This window comes from Pseudomonas sp. FP2335, from assembly GCF_030687535.1.
Taxonomy (GTDB): Bacteria; Pseudomonadota; Gammaproteobacteria; order Pseudomonadales; family Pseudomonadaceae; genus Aquipseudomonas.
Window position 1 is genome coordinate 422,215 of sequence record NZ_CP117437.1, and the last position, 19,174, is coordinate 441,388.

Here is a 19,174-nt window from a genome sequence, read left to right on the forward strand (position 1 = left end):
GGATCGAGAGCACGCTATGTTTCCTGAGAGTTTTACGTTTTCCATCGCCGACTGGGTCAACGGTTGGGTGGACTCACTGGTCACCAACTACGGCGATGTGTTCCGGCACATCTCCGACACCCTGTTGTGGGCCATCGTCAACCTGGAAGGGCTGCTGCGCACGGCGCCCTGGTGGCTGATGCTGGCCATCGTCGGCGCTGTCGCCTGGCACGCCACGCGCAAGGTCGTGACCACGGCGGTGATCGTCGGTTTGCTGTTTCTGGTGGGGGCGGTCGGCCTGTGGGACAAGCTGATGCAGACCCTCGCGCTGATGATGGTCGCCACGGTGATCTCGGTGCTGATCGGCATTCCGCTGGGCATCCTCTCGGCACGCAGCAATCGCCTGCGTTCGGTGCTGATGCCACTGCTGGACATCATGCAGACCATGCCCAGCTTCGTGTACTTGATCCCGGTACTGATGCTGTTCGGCCTGGGCAAGGTCCCGGCGATTTTCGCCACGGTGATCTACGCCGCGCCACCGCTGATCCGCCTGACCGATCTGGGCATCCGCCAGGTCGACGGCGAAGTCATGGAAGCCATCAACGCTTTTGGTGCCAACCGCTGGCAGCAACTGTTCGGCGTGCAACTGCCGCTGGCGCTGCCTAGCATCATGGCCGGGATCAACCAGACCACCATGATGGCCCTGTCGATGGTGGTGATCGCCTCGATGATCGGTGCCCGTGGCTTGGGTGAAGACGTACTCGTCGGCATCCAGACCCTCAACGTCGGGCGTGGCCTTGAAGCCGGCCTGGCGATCGTGATTCTCGCAGTGGTCATCGACCGCATTACCCAGGCCTATGGTCGTCCACGGCATGAGGCGAGCAAATGACTACTGTCAGCAAAATCGAAGTTAAAAACGTCTTCAAGATCTTCGGCGCCCGTGACAAGGAGGCGCTGTCGTTGATCAGCCAGGGCAAGACCAAGGACCAGGTGCTGGCCGAAACCGGCTGCGTGGTCGGCGTGAACGACTTGTCCCTGAGCATCGGCACCGGCGAGATCTTCGTGATCATGGGCCTGTCGGGCTCCGGCAAATCCACCCTGGTGCGCCACTTCAACCGCCTGATCGACCCCACCAGCGGCGCGATCCTGGTGGACGGCGAAGACATCCTGCAACTGGACATGGACGCCCTGCGTCAATTCCGTCGCCACAAGATCAGCATGGTGTTCCAGAGCTTCGGCCTGCTGCCCCACAAGAGCGTGCTCGACAACGTTGCCTACGGCCTGAAAGTGCGTGGCGAAAGCAAGCAGGTCTGCGTTGATCGCGCCCTGCACTGGATCGAGACCGTGGGCCTGAAGGGCTATGAAAACAAATACCCGCACCAGCTCTCCGGCGGCATGCGCCAGCGCGTCGGCCTGGCCCGCGCATTGGCGGCCGACACCGACATCATCCTGATGGACGAAGCGTTCAGCGCCCTCGACCCGCTGATCCGCGCCGAGATGCAGGATCAGTTGCTGGAGCTGCAAAAGACCCTGCACAAAACCATCGTGTTTATCACCCACGACCTCGACGAGGCTGTGCGCATCGGCAACCGCATTGCGATCCTCAAGGACGGCAGGCTGATCCAGGTCGGCACGCCACGGGAGATCCTGCATTCGCCGGCGGATGAGTATGTGGACCGATTTGTTCAGCGGCGGGCGGCGGTGGTCTGAGCCAAGAAATGCGGTGCGGCTGCTGGCCTCTTCGCGGGCAAGCCCGCTCCCACACTTGGAATGCATTCCCCCTGTGGGAGCGGGCTTGCTCGCGAAGACGTCGGCAACGCTGCACAAGAATCAACGAAGGTATGAAGATGTCCCAGCCAACAAAAATCACTATCGCGGATACGCCATTGCACTGGCAGGACGTGGTCGCCGTCGCCCGCCACGGTGCGGTCCTCGAACTCTCCGGCCAGGCCTGGGCACGCATCGACAACGCCCAAGCCATCGTGCAGCGCATCGTCACCAGCGGCGAGCGTGCCTACGGGGTGAACACCGGCCTGGGCGCGTTGTGCAATGTCTCGCTCGCCGGCGAGCAACTCAGCCAGCTGTCTCGCAACACCCTGCTCAGCCACGCCTGCGGCGTCGGCCCGGTGCTCAGCGACGAGCAGACCCGCGCGATCATCTGCGCCGCCATCATCAATTACAGCCAGGGCAAATCCGGCCTGCACCCGCAGGTGGTGCACGCGTTGCTGGCACTGCTCAACCACGGCATCACGCCGCAAGTGCCGTCCCAGGGTTCGGTGGGTTACCTGACCCATATGGCCCATGTCGGCGTGGCGCTGCTGGGTGTCGGCACGGTGAGCTATCGCGGGCAGATCGTTCCGGCGCAACAGGCCCTGAGCGCCGAAGGCTTGCAGCCGGTGGTGCTGGGCGCCAAGGACGGCCTGTGCCTGGTCAACGGCACGCCGTGCATGACCGGCCTGAGCTGCCTGGCCCTGGCTGATGCGCACCATTTACTGCAATGGGCCGACGTCATCGGCGCCATGAGTTTCGAGGCTCTGCGCGGCCAGATCGACGCGTTCGATGAGCACATCATCGCCCTCAAGCCGCACCCCGGCATGCAGCACGTCGGCAGCAATTTGCGCGCGTTGCTCGACGGCAGTGAAGTGATCGCCAGCAGCAAAGGCCTGCGCACCCAGGACGCGTTGAGCATCCGCTCGATCCCGCAGATCCACGGCGCCGCCCGCGATCAAGTCGAGCACGCCACGCGCCAGATCGAAACCGAACTCAACAGTGCCACCGACAACCCGCTGCTGCTCGGCACGCCGGAGAATTACCGCGTCGTATCCCAGGCCAACCCCCACGGTCAGTCGGTCGCGCTGGCGGCGGATATGCTCGCCATCGCCATGGCCGAGATCGGCTCGGTGGCCGAGCGTCGCCTGGACCGCCTGATCAACCCCCATGTCAGCGGCTTGCCGGCGTTTCTCGTCAGTAACCCCGGGGTCAATTCCGGGATGATGATCGTGCAGTACGTCGCCGCGTCCCTGTGCGGGCAGAACCGCCAGCTGGCGCAACCGGCGGTGCTCGACAATTTCGTCACCTCGGGCCTGCAGGAAGACCACTTGAGCATGGGCACCAACGCCGCACTCAAGCTGCACCAGGTGCTGGCCAACGTCACCCAGATCCTTGCCATCGAGTACCTGCTGGCGGCCCAGGCGTTTGAATTCCTCAAGGACCGGCGCTTCGGCGCCGGCACCGACCGCGCCTGGCGCTTGCTGCGTGAAGTCGTCCCAGCCTATGAGCAGGATCGCTGGCTGGCGCCGGATATTGCCGCTGCCGCCCAGTTGCTCAAAGACACCGCATTACCCGATTTGCACTAAAAACAATTCAAAGGAGTAGGAATGTGACTGCGCTAAACCTGATCCCCGGCCAACTGAGCCTTGCCCAACTGCGGGCCATCTACCAGCAGCCGGTGACCCTCAGCCTGGATAACAGCGCCTCGGCGCAGATCGAAGCCAGCGTGGCGTGTGTCGAGCAGATTCTCGCCGAGAACCGCACCGCCTACGGTATCAACACCGGTTTCGGCCTGCTGGCATCGACCCGTATCGCCAGTGAAGACCTGGAAAACCTCCAGCGGTCCCTGGTGCTGTCCCATGCCGCCGGTGTGGGCGAGCCGATCAGCGATGCGCTGGTGCGGCTGGTCATGGTGCTCAAGGTCAACAGCCTCAGCCGGGGCTTCTCCGGGATTCGTCGCCAGGTGATCGACGCGTTGATCGCGCTGATCAACGCCGAGGTGTATCCGCACATTCCGTTGAAAGGCTCGGTGGGGGCTTCCGGCGACCTGGCGCCGTTGGCGCACATGTCCCTGGTGCTGCTGGGCGAAGGCAAGGCGCGCTACAAGGGCGAATGGCTGCAAGCCAGCGACGCGCTCAAAGTCGCCGGTCTGACCCCGTTGACCCTCGCCGCCAAAGAAGGCCTGGCGCTGCTCAACGGCACCCAGGTGTCTACCGCGTATGCCCTGCGCGGCCTGTTCGAAGGCGAAGACCTGTTTGCCGGCGCACTCGCCTGCGGCGGCCTTACCGTGGAAGCGGTGCTGGGTTCGCGCTCGCCGTTCGACCCACGTATCCACGCGGCGCGTGGCCAGCGGGGGCAGATCGATGCGGCCGCGGCCTATCGCGACCTGCTGGGCGAAAGCAGCCAGGTGTCGCAGTCGCACCAGAACTGCGACAAGGTCCAGGACCCGTACTCCCTGCGCTGCCAGCCGCAAGTCATGGGCGCCTGCCTGACCCAGTTGCGCCAGGCAGCCGAAGTGCTCGTGGTGGAAGCCAATGCCGTGTCGGATAACCCGCTGGTGTTCGCCGCCGAAGGCGACGTGATTTCCGGCGGTAACTTCCACGCCGAGCCGGTGGCCATGGCCGCCGATAACATGGCGCTGGCCATCGCTGAAATCGGCTCCCTCAGTGAGCGCCGCATCTCGTTGATGATGGACAAGCACATGTCCCAACTGCCGCCGTTCCTGGTCGGCAATGGCGGGGTCAACTCCGGCTTCATGATCGCCCAGGTGACTGCCGCCGCACTCGCCAGCGAAAACAAGGCACTGGCCCATCCCCACAGCGTCGACAGCCTGCCGACCTCCGCCAACCAGGAAGACCACGTATCCATGGCCCCGGCTGCCGGCAAGCGTCTGTGGGAAATGGCCGAGAACACCCGTGGCATCCTGGCCGTGGAGTGGTTGGCCGCATGCCAGGGCCTGGACCTGCGCGAAGGCCTGAAAACCTCGCCGAAGCTGGAACAGGCGCGTGGCATCCTGCGCAGCAAAGTGGCGTTCTACGATAAGGACCGCTTTTTCGCGCCGGACATCATCGCCGCCAGCGAACTGCTCGCCAGCCGCTGCCTCAACGAGCTGCTGCCGGCCCAGTTGCTGCCGAGCCTGTAATGTGTGGGAGCTGTCGAGCCCCAGCGTGGCTGCAACACGGCAGCACTGGCGATGGCAAGCCAGCTCCCACAGGGATGAGTTTCACCGACCACTGACGGAGGCGTTGATGAAAACGCTATGGCAACACTGCCACATTGCGACCCTGGCCCACGGCAAATACTCGATCATCGAGGATGGGGCTCTGGTCACGGCAGGATCGCTGATTGAATGGATCGGCCCACGCAGCGACGTGCCCGCAGCGGACTACAGCGCTATCCATGACCTGCAAGGCGCCTGGGTGACCCCCGGGTTGATCGACTGCCACACCCACACGGTGTTCGGCGGCAATCGCAGCGGCGAATTCGAGCAGCGCCTTGAAGGCGTGAGTTACGCCGAGATCGCCGCCAAGGGTGGCGGTATTGCCAGCACCGTGCGCGCCACCCGTGCCGCCAGCGAAGATGAGCTGTTCGACAGCAGCCACAAACGCCTGCGCAGTTTGTTGCGCGACGGTGTGACCACGGTGGAGATCAAGTCCGGCTACGGCCTGGACCTGGCCAATGAACGCAAGATGCTGCGGGTGGCCCGTCGCCTCGGCGAGGCACTGCCGGTCAGCGTGCGTGCCACCTGCCTGGCGGCCCATGCGTTGCCGCCGGAGTACAAGGACCGCGCCGACGACTACATCGAGCACATCTGCGGCGAAATGCTGCCGGCCCTGGCGGCGGAAGGGCTGGTTGACGCGGTGGATGCGTTCTGCGAATACCTGGCGTTTTCCACCGAGCAGGTGGAGCGCGTGTTCAAGGTCGCGCAACAACTGGGCTTGCCGGTCAAGCTGCATGCCGAGCAGCTCTCGTCACTGCATGGTTCCAGCCTGGCGGCGCGTTACCAGGCGTTGTCGGCGGATCACCTGGAATTCATGACCGAAGCAGACGCCATCGCCATGGCCGCCGCCGGCACCGTCGCCGTGTTGCTGCCGGGCGCGTTCTACTTCCTGCGGGAGACCCAATTGCCGCCGATGGATGCCCTGCGCAAACACGGTGTGAAGATCGCCATCGCCAGCGACCTCAACCCCGGCACCTCGCCGGCGTTGTCGGTGCGCCTGATGCTGAACATGGCCTGCACCCTGTTCCGCATGACCCCGGAAGAAGCCCTGGCCGGCGTCACCCAGCACGCGGCCACCGCCCTGGGCATGGGCGATACCCACGGTTCGTTGGAAGTAGGCAAGGTCGCCGACTTTGTCGCCTGGCAGATTGATCGCCCGGCCGACCTGGCTTACTGGCTGGGCGGCGAGCTGGATAAACGCGTCGTGCGCCATGGCGTCGACGTCACCGTCTAAGGAGCAATGCTGTGGATAAGGTTCTGAACTTCAAACGAGGCCGCGTGCCGCTGCTGATCAGCATGCCCCACGCCGGCCTGCGCCTGACGCCTGCGGTGGCGGCCGGGCTGATCCCCGAGGCGCAAAGCCTGCCGGACACTGACTGGCATATCCCGACGCTGTATGACTTTGCCGAGGACCTCGGCGCCAGCACCCTGGCTGCCGAATATTCGCGCTTTGTGATCGACCTGAACCGCCCGTCCGACGACAAGCCGCTGTACGTCGGTGCCACCACCGGGCTGTACCCGGCGACGCTGTTCGACGGCGTGCCGCTGTTCCGTGAAGGCCTGGAACCGAGCAAGGCCGAGCGCGCCACCTATCTCGAGCAGATCTGGGGCCCGTACCACCAGACCCTGCAAGACGAACTGACGCGGCTCAAGGCCGAGTTCGGCTACGCCTTGCTCTTCGATGCCCACTCGATCCGCTCGGTGATCCCGCACCTGTTCGACGGCAAGCTGCCGGACTTCAACCTCGGCACCTTCAACGGCGCCGCTTGCGACCCCGCGCTGGCCAGCCAGCTGGAAGCCATCTGCGCCGAGCATCCGCAATACACCCACGTGCTGAACGGGCGCTTCAAGGGCGGGCACATCACCCGTCACTACGGCAACCCGGCGCAGGACATTCATGCGGTGCAGCTGGAGTTGGGGCAGTGCACGTACATGGAAGAGGTCGAGCCGTTTCGGTATCGGGCGGATCTGGCTGAGCCGACGCGGGTGGTGCTCAAGCAGTTGCTGGAACGGTTGTTGGCCTGGGGGCAACAGCGTTACGGCTGAAATCGCTGTCGCAGGCAAGCCAGCTCCCACAGTTGACCGAGTTCCACCTTTGGAATGCAGTCAAAGGTGGGCGCTGGCTTGCCTGCGATGACGGCCTTACAGTCGCCCCAGTGCAACTGCCCGTCGCCCCAGTTCGTGTTCACCCAGGTCTCACTGGGTAAGGTTGTGCAATAACAACAGCCGAGTGAGACCACCCCCATGCAAAAAACCTTGTTGAGCTTGATCGGCGCCGCACTGCTCAGTGCGCAAGCCATGGCCGCCGAGCCGGCTTCCTGCAAAACCATCCGCATGGGCGTGGTCAGCTGGACCGATGTGGTGGCCACCTCCGGCATGGCCGATGTGCTGCTCAACGGCCTGGGCTACGACAGCAAGCAGACCAGCGCCGTACAGCAGATCATCTTTGCCGGCATCCGCGACAAGCGCCTGGATGTTTTCCTCGGCTACTGGAAACCGGCGATGGACAACAATATCGCACCGTTCCTCGCGGCCAAGCAGGTCAAGGTCTTCGATACCCCCAGCCTGGCCGACGCCCAGGCCACCCTGGCGGTGCCGCAGTACGTGGCGGACGCCGGGCTGAAGACCTTCGCCGACATCTCGCGTTTCAAGGATAAGCTGGGCGGCAAGATCTACGGCATCGAGCCCGGCAGCGGCGCCAACACCGACATCCAGAAAATGATCGACACCGACCGCTTTGGCCTTGGCGGCTTCAAGTTGGTCGCTTCCGGCGAGGCGGGCATGCTGGCGGCGGTGCAGCGCGCGGTGAATCGCAAGGAATTCGTGGTCTTTGTCGGTTGGACCCCGCACCCGATGAACATCAACCTGCAGATGGCCTACCTCACCGGCAGTGAAGACGTATTCGGCCCCGACGAAGGCCGCGCCACGGTGTCCACCGTCACCGCACCGGACTTCGCCGAGCGCTGCCCGAATGCCAATCGCCTGTTGCAGAACCTCACCTTCACCGCCGCCCAGGAAAGCCAGTTGATGGTGCCGATCATGGAGCGCCAATCGCCGCAGGATGTGGCCAGGCAGTGGCTGCGCGATCATCCCGAGGATGTGCAGCGTTGGTTGGCCGGGGTCACGGCGTTTGATGGCCAGGATGGCGTGGCAGCCGTACAAGCCAGCCTCAAGCCCTGAGCCCCCCCTGTGGGAGCTGGCTTGCCTGCGCCCACATTTGCTCTCAAGTGTCAGGGAGACTGATGCATGGCCGACTACCCGATTTCTGCGCAAATGCTCGCCTTTGTGGATAAGACCGAATCTTTCACCAACACCGACACCTCCCTGGCCGGCCTGCGCCAGAACTACAACCGCATGTGCCAGGCGTTCACCCCATCACCGCCCCAGGGGCTGACGGTTGCGGACTCCAATCTGGGTGGCGTCGGCATCCGCAGCTACCTGCCCACCCCAACCACCCCATCCGACGGCTGGCCGTGCCTTCTTTATATGCACGGCGGCGGCTGGGTCGTCGGCGGTTTGGATTCCCACGACTTCATCTGCTTCGAATTGGCCAGTGCGCTCCAGGTGCTGGTGATCGCCATCGACTACCGCTTGGCCCCTGAATACCCGTTCCCGGCGGCGTACGACGATTGCCGCAGCGTGTGGCAGGCGATCCAGGCGGGGCAGGGGCCGTATGCCATCAACCGTCAGCGTCTGGTGGTGGCGGGGGACAGTGCCGGTGGCAACCTGGCGGCGGCGTTATGCCTGGGGTTGCGCGACCACGGGCAGCCGTTGCCATTGGCGCAAGTGCTGATTTACCCAGGGTTGGGCGGGGCGGCGGATTTGCCGTCCCGGCGTGATTGCGCGGATGCGCCGTTGCTGAGTACGGCTGATACCGACGCCTACTTGGCCTTGTATCTATCAGACGGGGCACAATCCTCACCCTATGCCATGCCGTTGCGTGCCGAAACATTCAGGGGTTTACCCAAGGCCTTCATCGCCGTAGCCCAATTCGACCCGTTGCGCGACGACGGCAGGCTGTACGCCGAACGCTTGCAGGCCGCAGGCGTCAACACGCTCCTGTATCCCGGCAAAGGCCTGGTGCACGGTTGCCTGCGGGCGCGTGGGCAGGTGGCGGAGGTGGATCAACTCTACACTCACCTGCTGCATTACCTCAGGAGCGAAGGGCTGACACAGGTCTAAGCGCGCAAGGACATGCTCATTGCACAATTCGGGTTTATAGTGCCAGACGGCAAAATAATAGACGTCCCCCCAGGGATGAACTCGACCCCTTACGGAGCGCGCAATGCAGACTTGGTTTCCGCAGATCAAACCCTACGCCCGGCACGATCTGGCCGTCGATGACACGCATACTCTGTACGTCGATGAAAGTGGCTCCCCCGAAGGTTTGCCCGTCGTCTTCATCCACGGCGGTCCCGGCGCGGGTTGCGATGCCAACAGCCGCTGCTATTTCGACCCGAACCTCTATCACATCGTCACCTTCGACCAGCGCGGCTGCGGGCGTTCCACGCCGCGCGCGAGCCTGGAAAACAACACCACCTGGGACCTGGTCGCCGACCTTGAGCGCATCCGCGAACACCTGGGCATCGACAAGTGGGTGCTGTTCGGCGGCTCCTGGGGGTCGACCCTGGCCCTGGCCTATGCGCAAACCCACCCCGAGCGCGTGCTTGGCCTGATCGTGCGCGGGATTTTCCTTGCCCGCCCGCAAGACATCCATTGGTTCTACCAGGAAGGCGCGAGCCGCTTGTTCCCGGATTACTGGCAGGACTACATCGCGCCGATCCCGGCCGATGAGCGCCACGACATGATCGCGGCCTACCACAAGCGCCTCACCGGCAACGACCAGATCGCCCAGATGCACGCGGCCAAGGCCTGGTCCGGTTGGGAAGGGCGCATGCTCGGCCTGTGCCCGAGCCCGCAGCATGTGGAGCGGTTTTCCGAGCCGCAGCGTGCGCTGTCCATCGCGCGGATCGAGTGCCACTACTTCACCAACAACTCCTTCCTGGAGCCCAACCAACTGATCCGCGACATGCACAAGATCGCGCACCTGCCTGGCGTAATCATCCACGGCCGCTACGATATGATCTGCCCGCTGGATAACGCCTGGGAGCTGCATCAGGCCTGGCCTAACAGCGAGCTGCAGGTGATTCGCGAGGCGGGCCATGCGGCCTCCGAGCCTGGAATCACCGATGCGCTGGTGCGTGCGACTGGCGAGATGGCGCGCCGTTTGCTTGACTTGCCGCCTGAAGAAGCATGAAGGGCCTGTTGCAACGGGTGCGTGGCGCCCGGGTCGAGGTCGCAGGCGAGGTTGTCGGGGCCATCGACCAGGGGTTGCTGGTGCTGGTGGCCGTCGAGCCGGGCGATACGCCCGAGAGCGCCGACAAACTCCTGCACAAGCTGCTTAACTATCGGGTGTTCAGCGATGACGAGGGCAAGATGAACTTGTCCTTGAAGGACATCGACGGCGGTTTGCTGCTGGTGTCGCAGTTCACTCTCGCGGCGGATACCAAGAGCGGGCTGCGGCCGAGCTTCTCCACGGCGGCCCCTCCGGCGCTGGGAGCGGCGCTTTTCGAACATTTGCTGTTACAAGCGCAACAATTGCATGGCAAGGTGGGGTCCGGGCGTTTTGGCGCCGATATGCAGGTGCATTTGGTCAATGATGGCCCTGTGACCTTCCTGCTTCAGACATGAATGTATTAAAAACGACTTTTAATGCCTAAAAACGCAGGATTTCACTACAAATACTTGGTCGCCCCTGATGCGTTGTCTCGCAGGCTACTAGATAATCGCGCGCTACGGGGATCAGCGTTGTTTGGTCCATTTTTGACTTAGGTAGAGACTTGTCCGATCACCAATGGGGAATCATTTTGACCCAGGGGAGTCGGAACAATGCTCGCCAACCTGGCATATAGATAGCTGGCCGTTGGTTTTTTGATCTGTTTTCGGCGAGGGTTGCTCGTGATTGTTAGTCCCTGTAATGCACCAAAATTGTCTGCCAAACGGTTACGAAACGCACTGGTGACGGGCTCTGCCCTGTTTTGCCTGTTCGGCGCGGGTCAACTGTGGGCATTCAGTCTGGATGATGTGTCGGCCAAGGCTAAAGAGCTGGCCGGGCAGAAATACGAAGCGCCGCGCAGCAATCTGCCGAACGAATTCCGCGAAATGAAATTCGCCGATTACCAGAAGATTCGTTTCCGCAACGAAAAAGCTGAGTGGGCCGACCAGAACACGCCGTTCAAGCTGTCCTTCTATCACCAGGGTATGCACTTTGATACACCGGTGAAAATCAACGAAGTCACGGCCGACAGCGTCAACGAAATCAAATACGACCCAACGCGTTTCGATTTCGGCGACATGAAGCTTGATCCAAAAGCCACCGAACAGCTGGGTTATGCCGGTTTCCGTGTGCTGTACCCGATCAACAAGGCCGACAAGCAAGACGAAATCATGACCATGCTCGGCGCGAGCTACTTCCGCGTCGTCGGCAAGGGCCAGGCCTATGGCTTGTCCGCCCGTGGCATGGCGATCGACACCGCGTTGCCGTCCGGTGAAGAATTCCCGCGGTTCACCGAGTTCTGGATCGAACGTCCGAAGCCGGGTGAAAAACAGCTGGTGATCTTTGCCCTGCTGGATTCCCCGCGTGCCACCGGCGCGTATCGCCTGACCCTGCGTCCGGGCACCGACACCATTGTCGACGTGAAATCCCAGATGTACCTGCGCGACAAGGTCAGCAAGCTGGGCGTTGCCCCGTTGACCAGCATGTTCCTGTTCGGCGCGAACCAGCCGTCCAAAGTGCTCAATTACCGCCGTGAGCTGCATGATTCCAGCGGTCTGTCGATCCATGCCGGCAACGGCGAGTGGATCTGGCGCCCACTGAACAACCCGAAACACCTGTCGGTGAGCAACTTCAGCGTCGAGAACCCGAAAGGTTTCGGCCTGCTGCAACGTGGTCGCGATTTCAGCCACTACGAAGACCTCGACGACAACTACGACAAGCGCCCAAGTGCCTGGATCGAGCCTGAAGGCGATTGGGGCAAGGGCACCGTCAACCTGGTTGAGATTCCGACCGCCGACGAAACCAACGACAACATCGTTGCGTTCTGGAGCCCGGAAAAACTGCCGGAAGTCGGCCAGCCGCTGGATGTCGCCTACCGTCTGCACTGGACCATGGACGAAAAATCCCTGCACCCGGCCGACAGCGCCTGGGTCAAGCAGACCCTGCGTTCCACTGGTGATGTGAAACAGTCCAACCTGATCCGTCAGCCGGATGGCAGCGTGGCTTATCTGGTGGACTTCGAAGGCCCGTCCCTCAAGGCCCTGCCTGCGGATGCCGCGGTGCGCAGCCAGGTCAGTGTTGGCGACAACGCCGAAGTGGTCGAAAACAGCGTGCGCTACAACGAGCACACCAAAGGCTGGCGCTTGACCCTGCGCCTGAAGATCAAGGACGCCGGCAAGCCGACCGAGATGCGTGCGGCCCTGGTGCAGGACATCGTCAAGCCTGAGCCGGAGAAGGATTCGAGCCACGTGCTCAAAGCCGACAAAGTGCTGGCCAAGCAACACGAGAAACAAGCCAAGAAAGACGCGAAAGACAAGGAAACCAAGCAGCCAGAAGCTGCCCCAGCCACACCGGAACCGGCCAAGACTGAACAAGTCCTGACCGAGACCTGGAGCTATCAGTTGCCTGCCGATGAGTAATTCCCAAGCCACGCCAGAGACTCTGCAAGAGTACCTGGCGCATCTCCCGATGACCGCTGAGCAGCGCGCCGAACTGGCGGGCTGCAAGTCTTTCAGCGAACTGCACGAACGCTTGTCGTCGTCGACCTTTGACGCGCCGACCGACGCCGCCCAAGCGTCGGTCGGCCGCCGGTTGACCCTCAACAGTGCCGAAGAACTGCAAGACGCCGAAATGCTCGCGGTCGATGCCGAAGGGCGCGTGTGCCTGAAAGCCACGCCGCCGATCCGTCGGACCAAAGTGGTGCCGGAGCCTTGGCGCACCAACATCCTGGTGCGAGGTTGGCGCCGGCTGACAGGTCGCACCAACCCGCCGAAGCCGCCGAAAGACGAGCGTGTGCTGCCGGCTGCGCGCTGGCGTACCGTGGGTTCGATCCGTCGTTACATCCTGTTGGTGCTGATGCTCGGCCAGACCATCGTCGCCGGCTGGTACATGAAGGGCATCATGCCGTACCAGGGCTGGTCGCTGGTCGACTTCGACGAGATCCGCAACCAGACCCTGCTGCAAACCGCCACCCAGGTACTGCCTTACGCCCTGCAAACCAGCATCCTGATCATGTTCGGGATCTTGTTCTGCTGGGTCTCGGCCGGTTTCTGGACCGCGTTGATGGGCTTCCTGGAACTGCTGACCGGTCACGATAAATACCGCATTTCCGGTAAAAGTGCCGGTGACGAGCCGATCCCGAAAGACGCCCGCACCGCGCTGGTGATGCCGATCTGCAACGAAGACGTGCCCCGGGTATTCGCCGGCCTGCGCGCTACCTTCGAATCGGTGGCCGCCACTGGCGACCTCGACCGTTTCGACTTCTTTGTGCTCAGCGACAGTAACGACGCCGACATCTGCATCGCCGAACAGCAAGCCTGGCTCGACGTGTGCCGTGAAGCCGGTGGTTTCGGCAAGATCTTCTATCGCCGCCGTCGCCGTCGCGTCAAACGCAAGAGCGGCAACCTCGACGACTTCTGCCGTCGCTGGGGCGGTGAATACAAGTACATGGTCGTTCTCGACGCCGACAGCGTGATGAGCGGCGAGTGCCTGACCAGCCTGGTGCGCCTGATGGAAGCCACGCCGGATGCCGGGATTATCCAGACCGCGCCGCGTGCGTCGGGCATGGACACCCTGTATGCGCGCATGCAGCAGTTCGCCACCCGTGTGTACGGCCCGCTGTTCACCGCCGGCCTGCACTTCTGGCAATTGGGTGAATCCCACTACTGGGGTCACAACGCGATCATCCGCATGCAGCCGTTTATCGAGCACTGCGCCCTGGCGCCGTTGCCGGGTAAAGGCGCGTTTGCCGGTGCGATCCTCTCCCACGACTTCGTCGAAGCTGCGCTGATGCGCCGTGCCGGCTGGGGCGTGTGGATTGCCTACGATCTGCCGGGCAGCTACGAAGAACTGCCGCCGAACCTGCTGGACGAACTCAAGCGTGACCGACGCTGGTGCCACGGCAACCTGATGAACTTCCGCCTGTTCCTGGTCAAAGGCATGCACCCGGTGCACCGCGCGGTGTTCCTGACCGGCGTGATGTCGTACCTGTCAGCGCCGTTGTGGTTCTTCTTCCTGGTGCTGTCCACCGCGCTGCTGGCGGTGAACACGCTGATGGAACCGCAGTACTTCATGGCCCCGCGCCAGTTGTACCCGCTGTGGCCGCAATGGCATCCGGACAAGGCGGTGGCGTTGTTCTCGACCACCATCGTGCTGCTGTTCCTGCCGAAACTGCTGAGCATCATCCTGATCTGGGCCAAGGGCGCGAAAGAGTTCGGTGGCAAGTTCAAGGTGACCGTGTCGATGCTGCTGGAGATGCTGTTCTCCATGCTGCTGGCGCCGGTGCGGATGATTTTCCACACCCGTTTCGTACTGGCCGCGTTCCTCGGCTGGGCGGCAACCTGGAACTCGCCGCAGCGTGACGATGACTCCACCCCATGGAGCGAAGCGGTCAAGCGCCACGGTCCGCAAACCGTGCTGGGCTTCTTGTGGGCCCTGCTGGTGGTCTGGCTGAACCCGAGCTTCCTGTGGTGGCTGGTGCCGATTGTCGGCTCGCTGATGCTGTCGATCCCGGTGTCGGTCATCTCCAGTCGGGTCAAGCTGGGCCTCAAGTCCCGTGACGAGAGCCTGTTCCTGATCCCTGAGGAATACAATCCGCCGCAGGCGCTGTTGTCGACCGAGAAGTACACCCACGAAAACCGTTGGCATGCGCTGAACGACGGCTTCGTGCGTGCCGTGGTCGATCCGCAGCAGAACGCCTTGGCCTGCGCCCTGGCCACCTCGCGTCACCGCGAAGCGGAGCCGATCGAGTACCTGCGTGCCGAGCGTGTGCGCCATGCGTTGAAAGTCGGCCCGGCCGGCCTCAACAACGGCGAACGTGTGGCGTTGCTCAGCGACCCGGTCGCCCTGGCCCGCCTGCACGAGCAGGTCTGGAGCGAAGGCCACGCCGAATGGCTGGGGGCCTGGCGTCAATCGATCAAGTCCGATCCTCACGCGCCACTGCTGCCGCTGCAACCGCAAGTCTCCCAGGCCCAACCGGCCTGATTCAGACGCCCCCGGAGGTTCACTCCGGGGGCATTTGAAACGCTGGTCCTACAGCGTTTCGCGCTTCTTCCTTTAAGCGCTAACTCCTTGTTATTTCGAAACAAAAGACCCCGCTTCGAGGCGTATTGCCGTGCCTGCGACTGGGTTAGCATCGCCGCGCAAATTTGATTCGCCACGGGGATTTTCATGCTCAAAAGGTATTGTTCGGCACTGCTGATAGGCGCTGTCGCATTGATGGAGGGTGGCCCGCTGTATGCCGGTGCGTTGGACGATGCGGTGCGGCGCGGTGTGCTGAAGGTCGGGACCACGCCTACCTATGTGCCGTTTGAAATGACTGACCGGCAGGGACGCATTGTCGGTTTCGAAATCGACCTGCTTCAGACGATGAGTCGTGCGCTGGGGGTTGAGCTGGAGTTGGTGGCGGTGCCCTACACCGATTTGCTGCCGGGGCTGCTGGCCAACAAGTTCGACCTGATCGGCAGCGGCATGACCGTCACCCAGGAGCGTAATCTCAAGCTGAATTTCAGCGACGCCTTTATCGTCGTCGGCCAGACCGTGCTGCTGCATCCAAGCCTGGCGGGCAAGGTCGGCAGTGTCGAAGAACTGGACGAGGCCGGCTACCGTATCGCCGTCACCGAGGGCACCACCGGGGAATTGGCCGCGCAACGTTTTCTGGGCGCGGCGCGGCTGAGCAGTTTTGCCACGCCCGAAGAAGGCGTGCGGCAGGTGGTGGAAGGCAAGGCCGATGCCTTTATCCACGATGCGCCCTACAACCTGATCGCCAGTGGCCGGCCGGAAAACAGCAGCTTGCTGGCCCTGGAGCAGCCCTTCACCTACGAGCCCTTGGCGTTCGGCCTGAAAAAGGGCGATTACGACAGCCTCAACTGGATCAACCATTTCCTCAATCAGGTGGCCCAGGACGGCACCTATGATCGGCTGCACGACAAGTGGTTCAGGGGTACCGACTGGATGGCGGACATTGAGTGAAAGTCATAACTGCTTACACATCCGCCAGTTGCCGAATCCAGGTGCTGAAGTGTCTGCCCCTGGGGTTCTTCCGGAATTTGTGGGGCATTTCCGACATACGCCGACAACAAATACCCGTGAAACCTTTGTGACGGCAGACGAGTGGGTTAGGATCGCACCCCGAAATGGTGCAGCCCTTTTGCGCGCCGACCTCATAAGAATCGTTCAGGGGACTTGATGATGAAAAAGTATCTTTCGATGCTGCTGCTTGGCGTCACCGCGCTGGTCGCGGCCACTGCGGCCCAGGCCGGCGCGATCGACGATGCGGTCAAGCGCGGCACGCTGAAGGTCGGCATGGACCCGACCTACATGCCGTTCGAAATGACAGACAAGCGCGGTGAAATCATCGGCTTCGAAGTCGACATCCTCAAGGCCCTGGCCAAGTCCATGGGCGTCAAGCTGGAGCTGGTTTCCACCGGCTACGACGGCATCATCCCGGCCTTCCTGACCGGCAAGTTCGACATGATCGGCAGCGGCATGACCCTGACCCAGGAGCGCAACCTGCGCCTGAACTTCAGCGAACCGTTCATCGTGGTCGGCCAGACCCTGCTGATCCGCAAGGATCTGGAAGGCACCATCAAGTCCTACAAAGACCTGAACGACGAGAAGTACCGCCTGACTTCCAAGCTCGGCACCACCGGCGAGATGGTCGCCAAGAAGCTGATCTCCAAAGCCAAGTACCACGGCTACGACAACGAGCAGGAAGGCGTGCTGGACGTGGTCAACGGCAAGGCTGATGCCTTTGTGTATGACGCGCCGTACAACGTGGTCGCCGAGAAGAAAGTCGGCAACGGCAAGCTGGTGTTCCTCGAAGAACCGTTCACCTTCGAACCCCTGGCGTTTGGCCTGAAAAAAGGCGATTACGACAGCATCAACTTCATCAACAACTTCCTGCACCAGATCCGTAACGACGGCACCTACGATCGCATCCATGACAAGTGGTTCAAGAGCTCCGAGTGGCTCAAGGACATGGAATAAAGGTTTAGACCGAGTCGCGCCCTTCGCGAGCAAGCCCGCTCCCACATTTTGACCGCATTTCATGTTGGAACTCGGTCGAGTGTGGGAGCGGGCTTGCTCGCGAAGACGGCCTGACAAGCAACACAAATCGCGGAATTTGAAATGAAACAGAAAAAAGCCCAATGGCCCTGGCACCTGCTGACCGTGGTCGTGCTGGTCGGTCTGGCTGGTGCCTTGTATTACGCCACTTCGCTGATGTCCTACGAATGGCGCTGGAACCGCGTACCGCAGTACTTCGCCTACCAGGCTGAAACATCCCAGCGCGCGGCGGATATTTCTACCGTGGTTGAGTTGGTGCGCAAAGGCGATGTCGCCGAAGTGACCCTGCGCAACGACGCGGGTGCCCTGCAGACGCTGACCGTGGCCGACAACAGCCTGCAAGTGGCGCGCGGCGATGACGTGGCCGAAGGCGACGTGATCGGTGTGACCCGGCATTGGGCGTTGGGCCCGTTGATGTGGGGCTTGTGGACCACGCTGTGGCTGTCGGTGGTCTCCGGCATCCTGGGGCTGGCGATCGGGCTGGCGACCGGCCTGTGCCGTCTGTCCAACAACCCGACCTTGCGCGACCTGTCGACCATCTACGTCGAGTTGGTGCGCGGTACGCCGCTGCTGGTGCAGATCTTCATCTTCTATTTCTTTATCGGCACGGTGCTCAACCTGTCCCGGGAATTTGCCGGGATTGCCGCGTTGTCGCTGTTCACGGGCGCCTACGTGGCGGAAATCGTCCGCGCCGGCGTGCAGTCAATCACCCGTGGCCAGAACGAAGCTGCGCGCTCCCTGGGCTTGAGCGCCAGCCAGTCGATGCGTCACGTAGTGTTGCCGCAGGCATTCAAGCGCGTGCTGCCACCGCTGGCTGGGCAATTTATCAGCCTGGTGAAAGACACTTCGCTGGTCTCGGTGATCGCGATCACCGAACTGCTCAAGAGCGGTCGCGAGGTGATCACCACCTCGTTCTCGCCGTTTGAAATCCTGTTCTGCGTTGCAGGCCTGTACCTGCTGATCAACCTGCCGCTGTCGAAAATGGCCAGCCGGCTTGAGCGGAGGCTCGCCCAAAGTGATTGAAGTCCGCGATCTGGTAAAAGTCTTCGATACCCGTGGCCATGTGGTGCGCGCGGTCGACCACGTCACCACCCAGGTGGCCAAGGGCGAAGTGCTGGTGGTGATCGGTCCGTCGGGCTCCGGCAAGTCCACTTTCCTGCGCTGCCTCAATGGCCTGGAAGAGTTCGATTCCGGCTCGGTGAGTATCGACGGCCTGCAACTGGCTGATCCGAAAACCGACGTGAACGCCTACCGTCGCGAAGTCGGCATGGTGTTCCAGCACTTCAACCTGTTCCCCCACATGACCGTGCTGGAAAACCTCTGCCTGGCGCAAAAAGTCGTGCGCAAGCGCGGCAAGAAAGAGCGCGAGGCCAAGGCCCTGGCGCTGCTGGAAAAGGTCGGTATTGCGCAGAAGGCCAACGAGTTTCCGTCGCGCCTCTCCGGCGGCCAGCAGCAACGCGTGGCGATTGCCCGTGCGTTGGCGATGGAGCCCAAGGTCATGCTGTTCGACGAACCCACCTCGGCGCTCGACCCGGAAATGGTCGGCGAAGTGCTGGACGTGATGAAGACCCTGGCCCTGGAAGGCATGACCATGGTCTGCGTCACCCACGAAATGGGCTTTGCCCGCGAAGTGGCGGACCGCGTGCTGTTCTTCGATCACGGCAAATTGCTCGAAGACGCCGCCCCGGCCGAATTCTTCGACGCGCCAAAAGACCCACGCGCCCAGGCCTTCCTGCGCCAGGTCCTGTAACTTGAAGTGAGCGGGCTTGCCCGCGCTGGGTGGCGCAGCCGCCCCAAACAGTCCACCGCGGTGTTTCAGGAAGACCGAGGCGCCTGGATTTGGGGCGGCTGCGCCACCCAGCGCG

General features: G+C 62.5%; 15 protein-coding genes and 1 pseudogene. All 16 read left to right on the top strand.

What is annotated here, in order from left to right:
• Nucleotides 1-16: 16 nt before the first annotated feature.
• Nucleotides 17-868, top strand: coding sequence for a proline/glycine betaine ABC transporter permease (locus tag PSH81_RS01780; RefSeq protein ID WP_305391904.1), 852 nt, complete (start codon nucleotides 17-19; stop codon nucleotides 866-868).
• A complete protein-coding gene (locus tag PSH81_RS01785) occupies nucleotides 865-1,689 on the top strand; it encodes a glycine betaine/L-proline ABC transporter ATP-binding protein (protein WP_192298383.1) in 825 nt (274 codons plus the stop codon). The genes PSH81_RS01780 and PSH81_RS01785 overlap by 4 nt, the downstream gene beginning before the upstream one ends.
• A gap of 137 nt (nucleotides 1,690-1,826) precedes the next feature.
• Nucleotides 1,827-3,335, top strand: a complete 1,509-nt coding sequence (gene hutH, locus PSH81_RS01790; protein WP_226455515.1) for a histidine ammonia-lyase — start codon at nucleotides 1,827-1,829, stop codon at nucleotides 3,333-3,335.
• A gap of 23 nt (nucleotides 3,336-3,358) precedes the next feature.
• Nucleotides 3,359-4,891: a histidine ammonia-lyase gene (hutH, locus tag PSH81_RS01795; protein ID WP_192298381.1), complete on the top strand. Its 1,533-nt coding sequence runs from the start codon at nucleotides 3,359-3,361 to the stop codon at nucleotides 4,889-4,891.
• A 106-nt stretch (nucleotides 4,892-4,997) separates the two neighbouring features.
• Nucleotides 4,998-6,203 carry an imidazolonepropionase gene (gene hutI / locus PSH81_RS01800; protein WP_305391905.1) on the top strand — a complete coding sequence of 402 codons (1,206 nt, stop codon included), beginning with the start codon at nucleotides 4,998-5,000 and terminating at the stop codon, nucleotides 6,201-6,203.
• Nucleotides 6,204-6,214: 11 nt separating this feature from the next.
• Nucleotides 6,215-7,015 carry an N-formylglutamate deformylase gene (hutG, locus tag PSH81_RS01805; RefSeq protein ID WP_305391906.1) on the top strand — a complete coding sequence of 267 codons (801 nt, stop codon included), beginning with the start codon at nucleotides 6,215-6,217 and terminating at the stop codon, nucleotides 7,013-7,015.
• 198 nt (nucleotides 7,016-7,213) lie between these two features.
• Nucleotides 7,214-8,149, top strand: a complete 936-nt coding sequence (locus PSH81_RS01810) for a choline ABC transporter substrate-binding protein (RefSeq protein ID WP_226455518.1) — start codon at nucleotides 7,214-7,216, stop codon at nucleotides 8,147-8,149.
• 66 nt (nucleotides 8,150-8,215) lie between these two features.
• Nucleotides 8,216-9,151, top strand: a complete 936-nt coding sequence (locus PSH81_RS01815) for an alpha/beta hydrolase (RefSeq protein WP_305391907.1) — start codon at nucleotides 8,216-8,218, stop codon at nucleotides 9,149-9,151.
• Nucleotides 9,152-9,254: 103 nt separating this feature from the next.
• Complete coding sequence (pip, locus tag PSH81_RS01820; RefSeq protein WP_192298376.1) at nucleotides 9,255-10,226, top strand: prolyl aminopeptidase; 972 nt, start codon at nucleotides 9,255-9,257, stop codon at nucleotides 10,224-10,226.
• Entirely contained in the window at nucleotides 10,223-10,660 is a 438-nt protein-coding gene (dtd, locus tag PSH81_RS01825) for a D-aminoacyl-tRNA deacylase (protein ID WP_305391908.1), read from the top strand. The genes pip and dtd overlap by 4 nt, the downstream gene beginning before the upstream one ends.
• Nucleotides 10,661-10,927: 267 nt before the next feature.
• Entirely contained in the window at nucleotides 10,928-12,664 is a 1,737-nt protein-coding gene (locus PSH81_RS01830; protein ID WP_305391909.1) for a glucan biosynthesis protein G, read from the top strand.
• A pseudogene (mdoH, locus tag PSH81_RS01835) lies at nucleotides 12,657-15,265 on the top strand (glucans biosynthesis glucosyltransferase MdoH). Before PSH81_RS01830 ends, mdoH begins: the two are co-directional and overlap by 8 nt.
• A gap of 148 nt (nucleotides 15,266-15,413) precedes the next feature.
• On the top strand, nucleotides 15,414-16,214 hold the full coding sequence (locus PSH81_RS01840) for a transporter substrate-binding domain-containing protein (RefSeq protein ID WP_226455521.1): 801 nt from the start codon (nucleotides 15,414-15,416) through the stop codon (nucleotides 16,212-16,214).
• A gap of 219 nt (nucleotides 16,215-16,433) precedes the next feature.
• Nucleotides 16,434-17,231 (top strand): transporter substrate-binding domain-containing protein, encoded by a 798-nt coding sequence (locus PSH81_RS01845; protein ID WP_192298371.1) that lies wholly within the window; start codon nucleotides 16,434-16,436, stop codon nucleotides 17,229-17,231.
• 141 nt (nucleotides 17,232-17,372) lie between these two features.
• The gene (locus tag PSH81_RS01850) at nucleotides 17,373-18,332 is read left to right on the top strand and encodes an amino acid ABC transporter permease (RefSeq protein WP_192298370.1); all 960 of its coding nucleotides are present in this window, start codon (nucleotides 17,373-17,375) and stop codon (nucleotides 18,330-18,332) included.
• Nucleotides 18,325-19,059, top strand: coding sequence for an amino acid ABC transporter ATP-binding protein (locus tag PSH81_RS01855; protein ID WP_017738829.1), 735 nt, complete (start codon nucleotides 18,325-18,327; stop codon nucleotides 19,057-19,059). Before PSH81_RS01850 ends, PSH81_RS01855 begins: the two co-directional genes overlap by 8 nt.
• Nucleotides 19,060-19,174: the final 115 nt, after the last annotated feature.